Here is an 18,006-nt window from a genome sequence, read left to right as displayed (position 1 = left end):
CCGGCAGCAACCGCCGCTTCGGTAGTGCCCGCGGTGCCGGCGATCAACGGGGCGGCTTCGGCGAGGTCGATCGGGCGGGCGCGGTCGCCGGCGAACTGGTAGGCCTGCGCATCGACGGACTCGACGATGCGCAGGAATTCGATGAAGGTATGCCCTTCGTTGCCGCCCTGCGGACCGGCACCGGCTGCGGTGTCTTCGAGCAGGTCGTCGAGGCTGGCCCCGGACTGGAGGGCCTGGGTGATTTTCTGGAAGTCTTGCGGATTGTTGACCACCGCGCTGTCCGACCCATCCGGCATGACAGCGGCGACTACCTCGGCGTCGATCTTCGCCGTTTCGCCCGGACGCACGGTCATTTCGCGACCATCAACCAGGGCCAGAACGACATTGGCGCCCTGCCCGGCGACCACGCTCTCACCCTCGCGGATCGCATCGCCCAACTTCAGGCGGCGCGTGTTGCCGGCACTGTCGCGGGCATAGGCCTGACCGGACAGAACGGAAACCTTGGCGATGATTGGGGCTTGAGCCATGACGAACCACTCCACACACTAATTAGCAATTAGCAGAGTGTAGGGAGCGGCGCGGCGGCGGGCTATTGAACCAAAGTACAGTTATGGCAAAAAAGCGTGAACAAATCGACGTTTCTACGTCAAACCTGCACGCCGTTGATGCGCAACGAGAGTTGCAGGCGGTCACGCAGGCCGAGCTTTTCGAAAATGGCCGACAGATGTGCCTTGACCGTCCGCTCGGTGATAGCCAATTGCTCGGCCACCTCGCGGTTGCTGGCGCCGCCGGCGACCAGGCGGGCGACCTGGACTTCGCGCTCGGACAATACGGTCGCCCAATCGACGCGCGGCGGCCGTTGTTCGCTGCGTGCAGCCAACGCTCTTGACGTTCCGCCGACCAGCCGACGCAACAGGGACTGCCCGACCCACAGGCCGCCGTTCTCGACGACCAGCGCCACCTGTTGCAGAACCTCGGCCGCCGCATGGGTATTGCAGCAGCCGGAAGCGCCCAGCGCCAGGGCATCGGTGATGACGTCGTCGTCTGGTTCGTCGGCAAGCAGGACCAGGAGTTGCCACGGCTCCAGCGCCGCCGACGGCAACACCGACTCGAGCTTCTCACCGGACCGAAAGCGCACCCACAGGATCACCGGCTCGCCGTTGGGCAGCAGGCTCAGGCTTTCCCGGCGCATGAGCCGGGCCTTGGGAAAAGCATCCAGCCAGCTCGGCATCGGGATCAGATCCCGATCAACGAAGCAATGATTCATCAACGCTCCGTCATCGCCACGCTCTTGGCGCGCAGCACCGGCTTCATCAGGTAGGTCAGCACGCTTTTCTTGCCGGTCAGGATATCGACCTCGGCCACCATGCCGGGAATGATCGGCAGGTTGGCGTCGCCGAAGCCCGCCTTGTTGGTCCGCACCCGCACCGTATAGAAGGCATTGCCCTTCTCGTCCATCACCGAGTCGGCGCCGATGTGCTCGAGCGTCCCCTCGAGGCCGCCGTAGATCGAGAAATCATAGGCGGTGAATTTGACCATGGCCGGCTGCCCCGGGCGCAGAAAGGCGATGTCGCGCGGCAAGACCCGCGCTTCGAGCAGCAGCGTGTCTTCCAGCGGCACGATTTCGATCATGTCCTTGCCTGGCTGCACAACGCCGCCGACGGTATTGACCAGCAGGCGCTTGACCGTGCCCTTGACCGGCGAACGGATCGACGACTGCTTGACGCGGTCGGACAGCGCGACGCTGCCTTCGGCCAGGCTGTTGAGCTTGGCGGTCGTTTCGGACAATTCCTTGCTGGCGTCGTTGCGGAAGGTCAGCTCGACCTCCTCGATCTTGCGCTGCGCCTCGTTGATCGCCGCCTGGACCCGCGAAATCTGCGCCGACGCCATGTCGCGCTCGCCGCGATAGCGCGACACATCGCGCTCCAGGCGCAGGATCTCGACCTCCGAAACGGCGCCCGAATTGATCAGCGGCTTGGTCACCGCCAGTTCCCGCGAGGTCAGGTCATAGCCTTGCGAGGCCTGCGCCCGCTTGGCTTGCGCCTCGTTGAGCTCCTGGTGGCGCTGGGCGAGCTGCTGGCGGGCGATGGATACCGCGGCGTTCATTTCGTCGGTCTTCGCCTCGTAATACTGGCGCTCCTGGGCGACGATCTCGGGCGCCACCTTGACCACCTCGGCCGGCGGCACGAAGGGCTTGCCGTCGGAAATGGCCTTCAGGCGGGCGGATTTGGCGACCAGGCCGAGATATTGCGCCTGGTTTTCCTTGACCGAGGAAACGAAGCGCGTCTCGTCGATCTTGATCAGCAACTGATTGGCCTGGACGACCTCGCCTTCCCTGACCAGGATTTCCGAGACCAGGCCGCCGTCTATGCTCTGCAGCACCTGTATCTGGCGCGACGGAATGACCTTGCCGTCACCGCGCGTCACCTCGTCCAGCTGGGCAAAGGCCGCCCACAGCACGAAGACCGCAAAGACGATACCGATCGAGCGCAACAGCACGCGCGCGCGCAGCGGCTCCTGGCGCAGGATGGCGAGATCGGCGTCGGTGGCGAAATCGACGACTTCGATTTCCTCCCGATTGGGCAACCGGCCAAGGACTTTTTCGACATGCGGCGCACTGCGCTGAGCGGTTTTTTCCAGCCAGGCGTGGAGGGTACCGGCGATGGTTTTCAGGCGGCTCATGCAGCCCTCCCCACCCGGCCGCTCTGCAGGGCCTGGATGACCTGGTCGCGCGGCCCGTCGGCGACGATCTTGCCGTCATCGACGACGATGACCCGGGTCGCCAGGTCGAGCAGGCTGTTGCGATGGGTCACGATCAGCACGGTCTTGTGGGCCGCCGTCTTGCGCAGCCGCTCCTTGAACTGCTGCTCGGAGGAAAAGTCCATCGCGCTGGTCGGTTCGTCGAGCAGCAGGATGGGCGGGTCCATCAGGAAGGCACGCGCAATGGCCACGCCCTGGCGCTGACCGCCGGACAGCGAATCGCCGCGCTCGCCGATCATCATGTCGAAGCCGTCCGGGTGCCGATTGACGAACTCGGTCAGTCCGCCCGCCTCGGCCGCCGCGACGATGGCGGCGTCGTCGGCGTACGGCGCGCCAATGGCGATGTTCTCGCGCAGCGTCCCGTAGAACAGCGTCAGGTCCTGCGCGACATAACCGATATTGCGCCGCAAGTCGGCCGGGTCAAGCTGGCGCAGATCGACGCCGTCGATGCTGACCGCCCCCTCGGTGGGCAGATAGAGACCAAGCAGCAGCTTCTGCAAGGTGGTCTTGCCGGAACCGACGCGACCGATGACCACCACCTTCTCGCCTTCGTGAATCTTGCAGTTCAGCCCCTTCAAGGCGGCAACCTGGGAATTGGGGTAGCTGAACTGGACATCGCGGAACTCGATATCGCCGCGCAGTTCCGGCCGATGGACAAAGTTGGCTTCGCCCGGCCGCTCGATCGGGTTGTTCATGATCTGTTCGAGTGAGGCCAGTGCCACCTTGGCATTGTGATACTGCATCAGCAGGCCGACCATCTGGCCGAGCGGCGCCACCGCGCGCGAAGTCAGCATGGTGCAGGCAATCAGGCCGCCCATGCTGAGCTTGCCGTCGGCGATCAGGTACACGCCGGCAATGATCACCACGACATTGACGATCTGCTGGATTTCCGCGGCGCCGTTGGTCGCCGCCGCGGACAGGAAGCGCATCTGGTTATTGACGCGGGCGACGAAGGAAACCGTCTTTTCCCACTTCGACTGCATGACGCCCTCGGCGCCCTGCGTCTTGATCGTTTCCAGCGCCGTCAGGCTTTCGATCAGCGTCGCATTGCGCTGGGCCGACGCCCGGTAGGTCGTTTCCGACAGGGCGTGCATCTTGTGCTGCAACACGTAGGCGTAAATGACCACGACGACCAGCGCCAGCAGGACCGGCACGATCAGTTGCCAGGCGATCAAGCTGATGACCAGCACGAAAATGAAGGCAAAAGGCAGGTCGATAAAGGCGGTCACCGATGCCGAGGTGATGAAGTCGCGCACCGACTCGAAGGAGCGCAGGTTGGACGAAAACGCTCCTACTGCGGCCGGCCGTGCTTCCATACGCACCCCGAGCACCCGTTCCATGATCCGTGCCGACAACTGCATGTCGATCCGCGCGCTGGCCAGATCGAGGAAATAACCGCGCAGCAGGCGCAGCGCCATGTCCACGCCAATCACCAGGATCACCCCCAATGCCAGCACCCACAGGGTTTCCATGGCCCGGTTCGGCACCACCCGGTCATACACGTTCATCGAGAACAGCGGCATGGCCAAGGCCAACAGGTTGATGAGCAGCGCCGCCCCCAGCACGTCGCGATAGACCGGCCACTGATCGGCCAGGGTGCCCCAGAACCAGTGGCGCAGCTTGATATCGCCGATCTGCGGCGTGCGGCTGTCGAAGCGGAAATGCGGCCGGGCGAAGATGGCGATGCCGGTGTACCGTGCGCCCAGCGCCTCCCGCGTCATCTGGACCGTGCCCTGCCCGGTTTCCGGGAAAAGCAGGCGGGCGTTCTGTCCCGAGTCGTCCCAGCCGAGCAGGACGCAGGCCTCTTCGCCGGCCAGCAAGAGCACGGCCGGCAGCAGTGCGGCATCGATACGATCCAGGGCGCGACGGCTGACCTTGGCCGACAGGCCGGCTCTGCTCGCCGCCCGGGCGAACAGCGAGGGGGACAGGACGCCCTTGTCGAGCGGCAGTCCGGAGACCAGCGCCGCCCGCGTACTGGGGCGCCCATGCACGCGGGTCAACTCGACCAGGCAGTCCAGCAACGGGTCATGATGCAGGATGTCTTCCCGCAAACCTGCCACGCCTATCCCTGTGGACCCGCTTGTATCCTCGCTCATGCCGCTCCCTTGTGATTTTTGGGATTTTAGCGCGGCTTCATAAAAAGAGAAGTCAAAACAATGCAAAAAGGCGGCCGCGGCCGCCTTTTCTCGCTTCAGCCGGAAAGAATCAGGCCATCAGCGGCACGATCAGCAAGGCCACCAGGTTGATGATCTTGATCAGTGGATTGACCGCCGGGCCGGCCGTATCTTTATACGGATCGCCGACGGTATCGCCGGTCACCGCCGCCTTGTGCGCCTCGGACCCCTTGCCGCCGAAGTTGCCATCCTCGATGTACTTCTTGGCGTTGTCCCAGGCGCCGCCACCCGTGGTCATCGAAATGGCGACGAACAGGCCGGTGACTATGGTGCCGACCAGCAGGCCGCCGAGCGCCTGCGGGCCGAGTACCAGGCCGACGACAATGGGAACGGCGACCGGCAGGATGGACGGAATCATCATTTCCTTGATCGCCGCCGCGGTCAGCATGTCGACAGCGCGGGAATAGTCCGGCTTGGCCGTCCCTTCCATGATGCCGGGAATTTCCTTGAACTGGCGGCGCACTTCCATAACCACGGCGCCGGCCGAACGACCGACCGCTTCCATGGCCATGGCACCGAACAGGTAGGGAATCAGGCCGCCGATGAAGAGGCCGATGATCACCATGTGATTCGACAGGTCGAAGGAAATGTTGGTCAGGCCGGCCGCTTCAAGGCCGTGCGTGTAATCGGCGAAGAGCACCAGCGCAGCCAGGCCGGCCGAGCCGATGGCATAGCCCTTGGTCACCGCCTTGGTGGTGTTGCCGACGGCATCGAGCGGATCGGTGACGTTGCGCACTTCCTTCGGCAATTCAGCCATTTCGGCAATGCCGCCGGCGTTGTCGGTGATCGGACCGTAGGCGTCGAGCGCGACGACGATACCGGCCATCGACAACATCGAGGTTGCCGCGATGGCAATGCCGAACAGGCCGCCCATGGCGTAGGCGGCGTAGATCGCCACACAAACCGACAGTACCGGCCAGGCACAGGCCTTCATGGAAATACCGATGCCGGCGATGATGTTGGTTGCATGTCCTGTCTGGCACGACGACGCAACGTGCTTGACCGGGGCGTAGTCGGTACCGGTGTAATACTCGGTGATCCAGACCAGCGCGGCGGTCAGCACCAGGCCGACGATCGAACAGCCGAACATCGACATCGTGGTGATCTTGGCCGCTGCATCACCGGCCCCGATCAGCCAGGAGGTGATCGGGTAGTAGGCGACCAGCGCCAACACACCGGCTACGATCAAGCCGCGATAGAGGGCGGCCATGATCTTGCCGCCTTCGGTCGCCTTGACGAACATGCAACCGACAATCGAGGCGATGATCGAGACGCCGCCCAGAGCCAGCGGGTAGAGCACCAGGTTTTCACCCAAGCCGGTAAACTGCTTGATGGTCAGCGCCGCCAGCACCATGGTCGCCACCACGGTTACCGCATAGGTCTCGAACAGGTCGGCCGCCATGCCGGCGCAGTCGCCGACGTTGTCGCCGACGTTGTCGGCAATGACCGCCGGATTGCGCGGATCGTCTTCCGGAATGCCGGCTTCGACCTTGCCCACCAGGTCGGCACCGACGTCGGCCCCCTTGGTGAAGATGCCGCCGCCGAGACGGGCGAAGATGGAAATCAGCGAGGAACCGAAGGCCAGACCGACCAGCGGTTCGATGACGTGGTGCAGGTCGCCACCGCCGATTGTGGACTTGAGGAAGGCGAAGTAGCCGGCCACGCCGAGCAGGCCGAGACCGACGACCAGCATGCCGGTGATGGCGCCGCCCTTGAAGGCCACGGCCAGGGCCGGGGCGATGCCGCCGCGGGCCGCTTCGGCCGTGCGCACATTGGCGCGGACCGAAACGTTCATGCCGATGAAGCCGGCCGCGCCGGATAGCACGGCGCCGATCAGGAAGCCGAAGGCGGTCAGCCAGCCCAGCTTGGGGACCAGGCCGATGACGAGGAAGAGAATGATGCCGACGATGGCGATGGTCTTGTACTGTCGGCTCAGGTAGGCGCCCGCGCCTTCCTGGACAGCTTTCGCGATCTGCTGCATGCGTTCGTTGCCGGCCGGCAACGCGAGGATCTGTTGGCTGGAGATCCAGCCATACAGGACTGCCAACACGGCACATCCGAGTGCCAGTAACAACGCTGTACTCATTACTCTCCCCTCAGTGACGAACAAAAATCAGATGGCGAATGCCTCCAGCTTCTTGGGCACCGCGATGTTCTTCAGCCGGATGTAATCCGGCAGTCCATTGCGGTACGGCGGCGGCTCTTCGCCTTCGATCAACGGCTGCAGGTAAGTCCTGCAAGCCTCGGTAATGTGGAAACCGTCCGCCGAAATGAATTCCGGCAGCATCTTGCGTTCGACGTTCGCGATCTCGGCCAGCGGCGCGTCGCCGATCTGCCAGCGATACGGCCGGTCGGCCAGCCGCTCGACGGTCGCCATCACGGCGTTCTTGCCCTGCAAGGCCAGATTGACGGCGGCGACACCCAAGGCGTGCGCCTGCTCGATATCGGTCTTCGAGGCCAGGTGGCGGGCCGCACGCTGCAGGTAATCGGCGAGCGCCCAGTGATACTTGTAGCCCAACTTGTCCTTGATCAACTGCGCGACGACCTGCCCGACACCGCCCAGCTGCGAGTGCCCGAAGGCGTCCTTGGTGCCGGACTCGGCGATCAGCTTTCCGGCAGCGTCCGACAGCCCTTCCGAAACGGCGACCGTGCAGTAGCCATACTGCTTGACGCATTCGTCGACACGGGCGAGGAAGCGCTCTGGGTCAAATGGCACTTCCGGGAACAGCAGGATGTGCGGCGGTTCGCCGGCATTGCCGGAAGCCAGACCGCAGGCGGCGGTGATCCAGCCGGCGTGGCGGCCCATCACTTCGAGCACAAAAATCTTGGTCGAGGTGCGCGCCATCGAGGCGACGTCATACCCCGCTTCGCGGATCGAGGTCGCGACGTACTTGGCGACCGAACCGAAACCCGGGCAGCAATCGGTATGCGGCAGGTCGTTGTCGACCGTCTTCGGCACGCCGACGCACACCACTGGATAGCCCATCTTCTCGGCGATCTGCGACACCTTCCAGGCCGTATCCATGGAATCGTTGCCGCCGTTGTAGAAGAAATAGCCGATGTCGTGCGCCTTGAAGACCTCGATCAGGCGTTCGTACTGGGCCTTGTGTTGTTCAAGGCTCTTCAGCTTGTAGCGGCAGGAACCGAAGGCGCCGCCCGGCGTATGGCGCAGGCGGGCAATGTCCTCGTCGGTTTCGAGGCTGGTATCGATCAGGTCTTCGGTCAGGGCGCCGATGATGCCGTCGCGCCCGGCGTAGACTTTCCCGATCTGGTCGGGATGGCGGCGTGCTTCCTGGATCAGTCCGCACGCCGTCGAATTGATAACGGCGGTAACGCCCCCTGACTGTGCGTAGAAGGCATTCTTCGCCGCCATCTGTTGCTCCTTATTTCAAGGCGTCGAAAACGCTCTTGGTGATCGCATCGACGTTGCCGACGCCGGCAACCTTGCGTACCTTCGGCGCCTTGGCATCGCCTTCGGCCGCCCATTTGCTGTAGAAGTCGACCAGCGGCTTGGTTTGCGAATGGTAGATTTCCAGGCGTTTCTTGACCGTTTCTTCCTTGTCGTCGTCACGCTGGACCAGCGGCTCGCCGGTCACGTCGTCCTTGCCTTCGACCTTCGGCGGGTTGAACACGACGTGGTAGGTGCGGCCGGAAGCCAGGTGGGCACGGCGACCGGCCATGCGGGTGACGATGTCGCTGTCCGGCACGTCGATTTCGAGCACGTATTCGATCGGCACGCCGGCGTCCTTCATGGCCTGAGCCTGCGGAATGGTGCGCGGGAAACCGTCGAACAGGTAACCGTTCTTGCAGTCGTCCTGGGTCAGGCGATCCTTGACCATGCCGATGATGACGGCGTCCGGCACCAGGCCGCCCGCGTCCATGTGCTTCTTGGCTTCGAGGCCGAGTGCCGTGCCGGCCTTGACCTGGGCGCGCAGCATGTCGCCGGTGGAAATTTGCGGAATGCCGAACTCTTTGCTGATGAAAGTAGCCTGCGTTCCCTTACCGGCGCCCGGAGCGCCCAACAAAATCAACTTCATGAATAGTCCCTCTGGTTTTTGACTCGGAATTTCTTGTAGTCGGCCGTCGTGGCGGCCGTTGGAGATTTGGAAATTACTCGCTATTTCCGGCACGGTCAAACAGTTTGCGCATCCGTTCGGCATCCTCCGGCGTATCGACGCCGGGGGCCGGCGCAGCGTCGATCAGCGTCACGCTGATACGATAGCCATGCCATAAAGCGCGCAGCTGTTCGAGCGATTCGAACAGCTCGGTCGGCGCCACCGAAAGGCCGGCATAGGCCTTCAGAAAGCTGGCCCGATAGGCGTACAAACCGACGTGGCGATAGGCCGGAAAATTAGCCGGCAAGGTTTTGCCGCCGCCCTCGCTGGCGAAGTGATCGCGGGCGTACGGAATCGGCGCCCGGGAAAAATAGGCGGCATCGCCGTCGGCCCGGCAAACGACCTTGACCACGTTCGGATTGAAAAAATCGGCCGCATCGGTGATCGGATGCGCCACCGTCGCGATGTCGGCGCCGCTGGCCGCCAACTGGCGCGCCGTCTGCAGGATGACCTCCGGCTCGATCAACGGCTCGTCGCCCTGCACATTGACGATGATCGTGTCGCTACCCCAGCCGCGCTGCTCGACCACCTCGGCCAGGCGATCGGTGCCGGTGGCATGGTCGCTGCGCGTCATCACGGCGGCCACTTCGTGCGCCTCGGCAGCGGCGCGGACTTCCGGATGATCGGTGGCCACCCAGATTTCCTCGGCGCCGGACAGTCGGGCCCGCTCGGCGACCCGCACCACCATCGGCTTGCCGCCGAGGTCGAGCAGCGGCTTGGCCGGCAGGCGGGTGGAAGCGTAGCGCGCCGGAATGACGACCTTGAAGGCCAGCCCGGACATTACTGCTCGTCCGCCGTCAGCTGACGCGCCTCGTCTTCGAGCATGATGGGGATATCGTCGCGGATCGGGAAAGCCAGCTTGCACGGCTTGCAGACCAACTCCTTTTCGGTCTTGCGGTGTTCGAGATTACCCTTGCAAATCGGGCAGACGAGAATATCAAGCAACCTGGCGTCCACGGAGTTTCTCCACAATGTGATCAATAAGGGCCGGCGACAGCTCGGCCTCGACAGGCAAGACCCAAGCCTCGCCCGCCTGCAGATCCCGGCATTTTACTGCATCCTTCTCGGTCATCAGCAGGACGCCGCCGTCGGCAAAGACAAGGTCGGACTGCACGTAGCGGTGATGATCCGGAAACGGGTGCGTTTCGCAGGCCAGCCCCAAGCCGGCCAGCGTGGTGAAAAAGCGCTCCGGATGGCCGATGCCGGCCAAGGCATGCAAGCGACCGCGCGTCCGCAAGGCGTCGGCGGCGCACGTCTGAGCGGGATCGCCCAGACGATAAAAACCACCGGGCCGCAGGCGCATCTCGAATACCGGAACCGGCGCCGACAAGGCCTCGGCCGGTACGCCATTGGCCACCACGGCATCGACCGAGCGCAGGCGGGACAAAGACTCGCGCAGCGGTCCGACCGGCAGGCGCCAGCCATTGCCGGTACCGCGCGCGTCGAACACCGCCAGTTCGACGTCGCGGGCCAGCGCATAGTGCTGCAGGCCGTCGTCGCAGAGCACGACATCGACCTCCGGATGCGCGGCCAGCAAGGCCTCGCCGGCGGCCGCCCGGCTGCGCCCGACCCACACCGGAATGTCACCCCGCCGGGCGATCAGCAGCGGTTCGTCGCCCACCTCCTCCGGCTTCGAATCGGGCAGCACCGCGCGCACTTCATCGCCGGAGCGGCCGTAGCCACGGCTGACCACCCCCGGATGCCAGCCGCGCGCCCGTAGCTGCCCGGCCAGCCACAGGGTCAGCGGCGTCTTGCCGGCGCCACCAACCGTAATGTTGCCGACCACGACGACCGGCACCGGCAGGCGTACCGGCTGGGCCAGGGCACGATTGAGCCGGGCCAGGCCGGCGTACAGCCAAGCCAGGGGAGCAAAAAGCCACAACGCCGGCGTCAGCCGGCGTTGTTCGAACCATTGTCGCTGTAGCCAGCGCGCCAGCATCAGCGGTTCTGGGTGGCGAAGGAAATGTGTGGATAGCCTGCCGTCTGCGCCGCCTGCATGACGTCCACCACGCTCTGGTGGGTCGCCTTGGCATCGGCGTTGATGACGATCAGCGGATCGTCCTTGCCGCCGGCCGCCCGGCGCAGCCCTTCGGCGATGCTCTTGACGTCGGTGGCCGCCAGCGGCGACTTGTTGAGCAGGACCTGGCCGCTGGCCGTCACCGCCACCTCGACCTCGTTGGGCTGCTCGGCCTGCTTGCTGGCATCGGCCGTGGGCAGGTTGATCTCCAGCCCGGAGAACTTGGCGTAGGTGGTGGTCAGCATCAGGAAAATGATGATAACCAGCAAGACGTCGATCATCGGAATCAGGTTGATTTCCGGTTCTTCCCGGCTGCGGCCGCGCTGGAAATTCATCGCTTACTTCCGGTCGCCGTGCATGTACTCGACGAGGCGGACGGCCTGCTGTTCCATCTCGACCACGAAGCCATCGACCAGGGCGCGGAAGTGGCGCCAGAAGATCAGGCTCGGGATGGCGATGACCAGGCCGAAACCGGTGTTGTACAAGGCGATGGAAATACCGTGCGCCAGTTGCATCGGGTTGGCGCCGGTCGGCGATTGCGAGCCGAAGATTTCGATCATGCCGACCACGGTGCCGAACAGGCCCATCAGCGGGCTGATCGAGGCGATGGTGCCGAGCGTGGTCAGATAGCGATTCAGGTCGTGGGACACGGCATTGCCGGATTCCTCGATCGATTCCTTCATGATCTCGCGCGAGGCATTGACGTTGCGCAGGCCGGACGACAGCACGCGGCCGAGCGGCGAATGGCGCTCCAGCTCTTCGAGGAGCTTGTCGTTGTTGGCGCCGCGCTTGAACTCGCCGACGGCACGCTGCAACAGGCCAGCGGGCACAACCTTGCTACGGCGCAGGGCGACCAAGCGCTCGATGATCAGGGCAACGGAGATAACTGAAGCCAGCAACAGGGGCCAGATGGGCCAACCGGCCGCCTTGACGATTTCAATCACTTGTCGGAATCCTCGGTGGAAATTTAGCCCGCAATTCTGCACTGCCCCCCGCATCAGGGCAAGCGGCGAAATGTCGCGCTTGCGCGGCTTATCCCCAAAAGCTGTGGATAAGTCTGTGAATCAGTTGTCATCAAGCGCGCTAACCCCCCTACGGCAAAGGATTTTGCCTGCTCTGCCAAAAAACGAGGCACACTGTTTTGCCGACATATAAATCAACGACTTAGATTATTTTTGAGCTGTCAAGCCGGGACCGTTCGCGAGGAGCGCGGGGTACAATCGAAATATGCCCAATCCGACCCCGCCCCCCGGCAATTCCGTTCTCAGCGTTTCCAGCCTCAATCGCCTGGTGCGCGACTGCCTGGAATCCACTTTTCCGCTCACCTGGGTGGGCGGCGAAATATCCAACCTGACCTATGCCGCATCGGGCCATGTCTATTTCTCGCTGAAGGACAGCTCGGCCCAGGTGCGCTGCGTGATGTGGCGCAATCGGGCCCAGTTGCTCGGCTGGCGCCTGGAGAACGGTCAGAAGATCGAAGCCCGGGCACTGGTCTCCTTTTACGAGCCGCGCGGCGAATTCCAGCTCAACATCGAGGCCATCCGGCGCGCCGGCCAAGGCGACCTGTTCGAGCGTTTTCTCAAGCTGAAGGCACAACTCGAAGCCGAAGGCCTGTTCGCTGCCGAAGCCAAACGGCCACTGCCCGCCTTTCCCCGCCGCGTGGCCATCGTCAGCAGCCTGCAGGCCGCCGCACTGCGCGACGTGCTGACCACGCTGCACCGGCGGGCGCCGCACTTGCGGATCAGCATCTACCCGGCGCCGGTGCAGGGCGAAGGCGCCGGCCTGAAGATCGCCGAGGCGCTCGCCCGGGCCGGGACCGGCGATTGCGATGCCATCATCCTGTGCCGGGGCGGTGGCAGCATCGAGGACCTGTGGTCGTTCAACGAGGAATGCGTCGCCCGCGCCATTCGCGCCACGAAAATCCCGGTCGTTTCCGGCGTCGGCCATGAAACCGACTTCACCATAGCCGACTTCGCGGCCGACCTGCGCGCCCCGACGCCGACCGCCGCCGCCGAACTGGTCAGCCGCGACCGCGATGGCCTGCTCGCCCATCTCGAGCGCCTGGACAGCCAGTTGCAGCGGCGCACCGCGCGTACCCTGGCCGATCACCAGCAACGGCTGGACTGGCTGAGCGCCCGCCTAGTCCATCCCGCCGAGCGCCTCCGCCAGCGCCAGCAGGACGTCGCGGCGCTCGGCCTGCAATTGCAGCGCGCCGTGCACGCCAAGATCGACCGTTCGCGGCTGCTGGCCGAGGCCCTGAATCAACGGCAGAGCGGCGCCCGCCCCCGTCCTGATCGCCTGGGCAGCCTCTTGGAGCATGCCCGCTACCGGCTGGACAAGCAGGTGGAATGGCGCATTTCCGAATATTCCGGGAAACTAAATGGGCTCGCCAGCAGTCTGAAGCAACTGGACCCGCATGCCGTATTGCAACGTGGCTATACACTCGTCATCGGTCCGGATGGCCGCGCGGTCCGCAACGCCAACGAATTGACTCCCGGCGACACCCTCAACCTGAGCTTTGCCCGCGGCGCGGCGACGGCCAGGGTCGAGCAGGTTGTCGCCACGCTGGAAGCTGACTAGAATTTTCGTTTCACCCCTCAAATACAACGGAGAATACCAATGGAACATCAACTGCCCCCGCTGCCGTACGCCAAGGATGCCCTCGCCCCGCACATGTCGGCCGAGACCTTCGACTACCACTACAGCAAGCACCACAATGCCTACGTGGTTAACCTGAACAACCTGATCAAGGGCACCGAGTACGAAAACCTCGACCTCGAAGCCATCGTCAAGAAGGCCCCGGCCGGCGGCGTTTACAACAACGCAGCCCAGGTCTGGAACCACACCTTCTTCTGGAACTGCATGAAGCCGAACGGCGGCGGTGCCCCGACCGGCGCCCTGGCTGCCGCCATCGATGCCAAGTGGGGTTCCCTGGACGCCTTCAAGGCCGCCTTCCAGGCTTCCGCCGTCGGCAACTTCGGTTCCGGCTGGACCTGGCTGGTCAAGAAGGCCGACGGTTCGGTCGACATCGTCAACATGGGCGCCGCCGGCACCCCGCTGACCACCGGCGACAAGGCCCTGCTCTGCGTCGACGTCTGGGAACACGCCTACTACATCGACTACCGCAACCTGCGTCCGAAGTTCGTCGAAACCTTCCTCGCCTCGCTGGTCAACTGGTCCTTCGTCGAAGCCAACTTCGCCTAAGACCGGCAGTTTTACCCGGGAACCAGATTCCCGAAAAACGAATGGGGAGCCGTGTGCTCCCCGTTTTTTGCCCGGTCGCCGCCAGGCGGTACTGACGGCATAGAAGCGACGCTCCCTGCATCGTCTGCCGGCCCTCTGACCCAGCGCCCCACGCCGATAACGGCCTGCTGCCTGCCTCTGTCGCCAGCGTGAACGCGGCAAGCCGGAATGACTGTCGCATCCGGCCATGGCAATGGACTCATGGCACCAGCATTCACCTGATTTCTGGCCCCGATTGCCGACGGCAAAAGGCTGGCTCCCGGGCCGGCCATGTCGTATCCTGCGCCCCACGCGTCGCCTGAGGGTGGGCGATAAAACGGAATCGCTGGGGGGCACATTCCATGATTCATCTTCGTTCGAAACGCACGACCGGAGTCTGCCGGCTGGCCTGTTGCCGCTCGGCAGCGTAGTCGGCATGGGCCGCCTGAAGACCCATATCGCCAGCCAGCGGCTCGCCGCCTTGCTGGCCGCCCTTTATGCCGTGGCTGGTGCCCTGTGGATCTACTACAGCGACCAACTGCTGGCCGCGGTCAGCCGCGACCCATCCGAACTGACTACCTATCAGACCTACAAAGGCTGGGGCTACGTCCTGCTTTCGGCGTGCCTGGTCTATGGCCTGATCCGTCTGGCGCAGACCCAGCTCCAGCGCCGCATGGCCCACATGCAGGGGGTCAATCGCATGCTGCGCCTGCAAGACGAGATCAGCCGGGCCGTACTGCGCCGCCAGGAACTGCCCGAGCTGATTTCCGCCGTCTGCCGCAACGCGACTGCCGAATGCGGCTTCCGCCTTATTTGGGTCGGCCAACTGGAGGCGGGAAGCCGGCAGTTCACCCGCCTCGGCCACGCCGGACCGGACGAACTGGCCACCCTCTTTGATTCCAGCGAAGAATGGCCGGCGCCGATGGCTGGCCCTCTGCTGCACGGCCAGCCCCATGCCTGTGCCGACCTGCGCCGGGCGGCGCCCTCCCGCTGGCAGCAAGCCGCCCTAAGCGCCGGCTGCCGCAGTCTGCTGATCTTGCCGATCCACGGCGTGGATGGCGTCGGCGGCGCGATTGCCTTCTTTGCCGGCGAAGCGGGCCGTTTCGGCGACGACGAAACCCGCTGGCTGGAGGAGCTGGCCACCAGCCTCAGCCTGGTCTTCTCTTCAGCCGAGCAGGACCAGCGCCGGCTGGCGACCGAACGCGCCCTGCGCGAGAGCGAACGGCGCACCCACCTGATTTTCGAGAACGCGCCGGACGCCATGATGCTGATCGATAGCACCGGCATCATTCGTCAGGCCAATCACAGCGCCGACAAAATGCTCGGCTACGGTGCCGGCGGTCTGCTCGGCGTGCCCCTCGAAGCACTGTTGCCCGAGCACCTGCGGACCATGCACCGGAGCCACTTCCAAGCCTTTCTGGATGACCCGAAACCCCGCCCGATGGGCAGCGGCCGGGAACTGACCGGCCTGCGCCGCGACGGCAGCGCATTCCCGGCCGAAATCAGCCTGGGGCCGGATTATTGCGCCGGCGAACTGCAGATCATCGTCAGCATGGTCGACCTCAGCCTGCGGCACGAAGCGCAACTGCAGCTCGAACGCTACGCCCAGGTGGTGCGCACCTCGGGCGACATGCTCGCCTTCATCGATTGCGAACAGCGCTACCGGCTGGTCAATCCGGCCTATGCGGCGTGGCTCGGCATGGCGCCGGCAGCCATGCAGGGATGCACGGTGGCGACGACGATGGATGCGGAAAACCATGCCCGGATTGCCCCCTATCTGGCACGGGCCATGGCCGGCGAGGACTTGCGCTATGTCTCCGAGCGGCGCATGACGGACGGCCGGCTACAGATGCTGGACACCGAATACCGCTGCTTCCGGCACGGCGACAAGGTGGAGGGCGTGGTGGTCAGCAGCCGCGACATCAGCGAACTGCACGCCGCCCGCCAGGCCCTGGAAGTGCACCGCGCCCAGTTGGAAGACCTGGTGGCCGCCCGCACCGCCGAGTTGCGGCAGCAGACCCGCTATCTGCGCGCCCTGATCGACAACTTCCCCTTCCTGGTCTGGCTCAAGGATACCGGCGGCCATTACCTGGCGGCTAACAAGATCAGTGTCGAAGCCTGCGGCCGGACCCCGGAGGAGATCGTCGGCCTGACCAACCACGACATCTTCCCCGCCGACCTCGCCGACAAGTACCACAACGACGACCTCGAAATCATGCGCCTCGGCACGCCCCGCGTCCTCGAGGAGCAGCACGGCAACAACGAGCAGCGCACCTGGATAGAAACCTACAAGACGCCGGTATTCGACGAGGACGGCACGGTGCTCGGCACCGTCGGCTTTGCCCGCGACATCAGCGAACGCAAGGCCAACGACGCGGCGCGCGAGGAAGCACTGGCTGCGGCCCACCGGCTCGCCCAGGCGCGCAGCGATTTTCTCTCCAACATGAGCCACGAACTGCGCACCCCGCTGCACGGCATCATCGGCCTCGGCTTCATCCTCGCCAAGCGACTGAGCGATCCGGCGCATACGGCCTACCTGAACAAGATGCTGATCGCCGCCCAGCACATGCACGAAGTGGTCTCCGACGTGCTGGAGGTGTCGCGGATCGAAGCCGGCAAGGTCGTCATCGAACCGGCGCTGTTCGAAACCGTCGCCCTCTGGGCCAAACTCGAGGCGACCTGCGCCGACGCCGCCCGCCAGAAGGGACTGAGCTATACCGTAGACAGCCGGCTCCCTCCCTGCCTGTTCGGCGACGGCCTGCGCATCGAACAGATCCTGATCAACCTGGTCGGCAATGCGGTGAAATTCACCCATCATGGCGGCATCGAGGTCAGCGCCGAAATCCTTTCGATACGCGACGAAAAACTCCGCCTGCGCTTCGCCGTGAACGACACCGGCATCGGCATTCCGGCCGACCGCCAGGCCAACATCTTCGAAGCCTTCGAGCAGCTCGACGGCTCGCGCACCCGCCGCTATGGCGGCACCGGGCTCGGCCTGACCATCTGCCGCCGGCTGGCACGGATGATGGGCGGCGACGTCGGCGTCGTCAGCCAGCCGGGCCAGGGCAGCACCTTCTGGGTCGAACTCGAGGTCGACGTAGCCGGCGCCACGCCCGCCCCGGCCGGTGACGCCGGAGAAGTCGAATCTCCCGCCTCCCTGCTCGGCAGCCGGGTGCTGGTCGTCGATGACGAACCGATCAACCGACTGGTCATCCAGGAAATCCTCACCGAAGTCGATGTCGCGGTGGACGAAGCCGGCGACGGCAACACGGCCATCATGATGGCCACCACGACCAATTACGACCTGATTTTCATGGACATCCAGATGCCCGGGCTGAACGGCCTGGAGACGACCCGGAAGATCCGCCTGATTCCGGGCATGAACAAGGTGCCGATCATCGCACTGACCGCCGATGTCGAGCCCCAAACCCGGCAACTGGCTGAAGCCTCGGGGATGACCGGCTTTCTCGCCAAGCCGAGCAGCCCGGATGAGCTGATCGAAACGCTGCGCAGCGCCCTGCTCAGGCCTTGATTTCAGGCGTACGGCGTCGATCCTTCACGGCGCGCCGCGGCCATGGGGCAGTCAACCGATGGCACAGCAGGAGTGCCGCCACGAAACTACGCCGACGGCAGAATCGGTAAAGCCCAAAAACATGGGGAGCCGTGCGCTCCCCATGTTTTTGCTCCCGGCCTGGCGCCGCAGCGGGCGGAGAACTCT

15 protein-coding genes are annotated in these 18,006 nt (G+C 64.5%); 3 read left to right on the top strand and 12 right to left on the bottom strand.

The genetic code is table 11. The features are described 5' to 3' along the window. From LZ012_RS18390 to LZ012_RS18335, 12 genes are all read right to left on the bottom strand, one after another. On the bottom strand, positions 1 to 527 hold a 527-nt coding region (locus LZ012_RS18390), incomplete at its 3' end, for a retention module-containing protein (RefSeq protein WP_275712388.1). Positions 528 to 646: 119 nt separating this feature from the next. Further along, on the bottom strand, positions 647 to 1,267 hold the full coding sequence (locus LZ012_RS18385) for a helix-turn-helix transcriptional regulator (RefSeq protein WP_275712385.1): 621 nt from the start codon (positions 1,265 to 1,267) through the stop codon (positions 647 to 649). After that, complete coding sequence (locus LZ012_RS18380; protein WP_275712384.1) at positions 1,267 to 2,682, bottom strand: HlyD family type I secretion periplasmic adaptor subunit; 1,416 nt, start codon at positions 2,680 to 2,682, stop codon at positions 1,267 to 1,269. The genes LZ012_RS18385 and LZ012_RS18380 overlap by 1 nt, the downstream gene beginning before the upstream one ends. Beyond that, positions 2,679 to 4,820 carry a type I secretion system permease/ATPase gene (locus LZ012_RS18375; RefSeq protein WP_275712383.1) on the bottom strand — a complete coding sequence of 714 codons (2,142 nt, stop codon included), beginning with the start codon at positions 4,818 to 4,820 and terminating at the stop codon, positions 2,679 to 2,681. The genes LZ012_RS18380 and LZ012_RS18375 overlap by 4 nt, the downstream gene beginning before the upstream one ends. Positions 4,821 to 4,965: 145 nt before the next feature. Further along, the gene (locus tag LZ012_RS18370) at positions 4,966 to 7,020 is read right to left on the bottom strand and encodes a sodium-translocating pyrophosphatase (RefSeq protein WP_275712382.1); all 2,055 of its coding nucleotides are present in this window, start codon (positions 7,018 to 7,020) and stop codon (positions 4,966 to 4,968) included. Between the two features lie 27 nt (positions 7,021 to 7,047). Next, positions 7,048 to 8,307 carry a 6-phosphofructokinase gene (locus LZ012_RS18365; RefSeq protein WP_275712381.1) on the bottom strand — a complete coding sequence of 420 codons (1,260 nt, stop codon included), beginning with the start codon at positions 8,305 to 8,307 and terminating at the stop codon, positions 7,048 to 7,050. A gap of 10 nt (positions 8,308 to 8,317) precedes the next feature. After that, positions 8,318 to 8,971: an adenylate kinase gene (gene adk / locus LZ012_RS18360; protein ID WP_275712380.1), complete on the bottom strand. Its 654-nt coding sequence runs from the start codon at positions 8,969 to 8,971 to the stop codon at positions 8,318 to 8,320. A gap of 73 nt (positions 8,972 to 9,044) precedes the next feature. After that, the gene (gene kdsB / locus LZ012_RS18355; protein WP_275712379.1) at positions 9,045 to 9,830 is read right to left on the bottom strand and encodes a 3-deoxy-manno-octulosonate cytidylyltransferase; all 786 of its coding nucleotides are present in this window, start codon (positions 9,828 to 9,830) and stop codon (positions 9,045 to 9,047) included. Continuing rightward, positions 9,830 to 10,006, bottom strand: coding sequence for a Trm112 family protein (locus LZ012_RS18350; protein WP_275712378.1), 177 nt, complete (start codon positions 10,004 to 10,006; stop codon positions 9,830 to 9,832). Before LZ012_RS18350 ends, kdsB begins: the two co-directional genes overlap by 1 nt. Next, the gene (gene lpxK, locus LZ012_RS18345; RefSeq protein ID WP_275712376.1) at positions 9,987 to 10,988 is read right to left on the bottom strand and encodes a tetraacyldisaccharide 4'-kinase; all 1,002 of its coding nucleotides are present in this window, start codon (positions 10,986 to 10,988) and stop codon (positions 9,987 to 9,989) included. The genes LZ012_RS18350 and lpxK overlap by 20 nt, the downstream gene beginning before the upstream one ends. Continuing rightward, positions 10,988 to 11,401 carry an ExbD/TolR family protein gene (locus LZ012_RS18340; protein WP_275712375.1) on the bottom strand — a complete coding sequence of 138 codons (414 nt, stop codon included), beginning with the start codon at positions 11,399 to 11,401 and terminating at the stop codon, positions 10,988 to 10,990. The genes lpxK and LZ012_RS18340 overlap by 1 nt, the downstream gene beginning before the upstream one ends. Positions 11,402 to 11,404: 3 nt before the next feature. After that, the gene (locus tag LZ012_RS18335) at positions 11,405 to 12,010 is read right to left on the bottom strand and encodes a MotA/TolQ/ExbB proton channel family protein (RefSeq protein ID WP_275712374.1); all 606 of its coding nucleotides are present in this window, start codon (positions 12,008 to 12,010) and stop codon (positions 11,405 to 11,407) included. A 283-nt stretch (positions 12,011 to 12,293) separates the two neighbouring features. Between LZ012_RS18335 and xseA the strand changes: the two genes are divergently transcribed. From xseA to LZ012_RS18320, 3 genes are all read left to right on the top strand, one after another. Next, entirely contained in the window at positions 12,294 to 13,646 is a 1,353-nt protein-coding gene (gene xseA, locus LZ012_RS18330) for an exodeoxyribonuclease VII large subunit (RefSeq protein ID WP_275712373.1), read from the top strand. Between the two features lie 39 nt (positions 13,647 to 13,685). Further along, complete coding sequence (locus tag LZ012_RS18325) at positions 13,686 to 14,270, top strand: superoxide dismutase (RefSeq protein WP_275712372.1); 585 nt, start codon at positions 13,686 to 13,688, stop codon at positions 14,268 to 14,270. Positions 14,271 to 14,700: 430 nt separating this feature from the next. After that, the gene (locus LZ012_RS18320) at positions 14,701 to 17,820 is read left to right on the top strand and encodes a PAS domain S-box protein (protein ID WP_275712371.1); all 3,120 of its coding nucleotides are present in this window, start codon (positions 14,701 to 14,703) and stop codon (positions 17,818 to 17,820) included. Positions 17,821 to 18,006: the final 186 nt, after the last annotated feature.

It is taken from the genome of Dechloromonas hankyongensis, assembly GCF_022012295.1.
In the GTDB taxonomy this organism is placed as follows: Bacteria; Pseudomonadota; Gammaproteobacteria; order Burkholderiales; family Rhodocyclaceae; genus Azonexus; species Azonexus hankyongensis.
This window is presented reverse-complemented; position numbering and strand designations above follow the sequence as displayed.

Coding starts and splice junctions, on each gene's coding strand:
- xseA (WP_275712373.1), top strand. CDS start 12,294: ATGCCCAATCCGACCCCGCCCCCCGGCAATTCCGTTCTCAGCGTTTCC.
- LZ012_RS18380 (WP_275712384.1), bottom strand. CDS start 2,682: ATGAGCCGCCTGAAAACCATCGCCGGTACCCTCCACGCCTGGCTGGAA.
- lpxK (WP_275712376.1), bottom strand. CDS start 10,988: ATGCTGGCGCGCTGGCTACAGCGACAATGGTTCGAACAACGCCGGCTG.
- LZ012_RS18365 (WP_275712381.1), bottom strand. CDS start 8,307: ATGGCGGCGAAGAATGCCTTCTACGCACAGTCAGGGGGCGTTACCGCC.
- kdsB (WP_275712379.1), bottom strand. CDS start 9,830: ATGTCCGGGCTGGCCTTCAAGGTCGTCATTCCGGCGCGCTACGCTTCC.
- LZ012_RS18370 (WP_275712382.1), bottom strand. CDS start 7,020: ATGAGTACAGCGTTGTTACTGGCACTCGGATGTGCCGTGTTGGCAGTC.
- adk (WP_275712380.1), bottom strand. CDS start 8,971: ATGAAGTTGATTTTGTTGGGCGCTCCGGGCGCCGGTAAGGGAACGCAG.
- LZ012_RS18340 (WP_275712375.1), bottom strand. CDS start 11,401: ATGAATTTCCAGCGCGGCCGCAGCCGGGAAGAACCGGAAATCAACCTG.
- LZ012_RS18385 (WP_275712385.1), bottom strand. CDS start 1,267: ATGAATCATTGCTTCGTTGATCGGGATCTGATCCCGATGCCGAGCTGG.
- LZ012_RS18325 (WP_275712372.1), top strand. CDS start 13,686: ATGGAACATCAACTGCCCCCGCTGCCGTACGCCAAGGATGCCCTCGCC.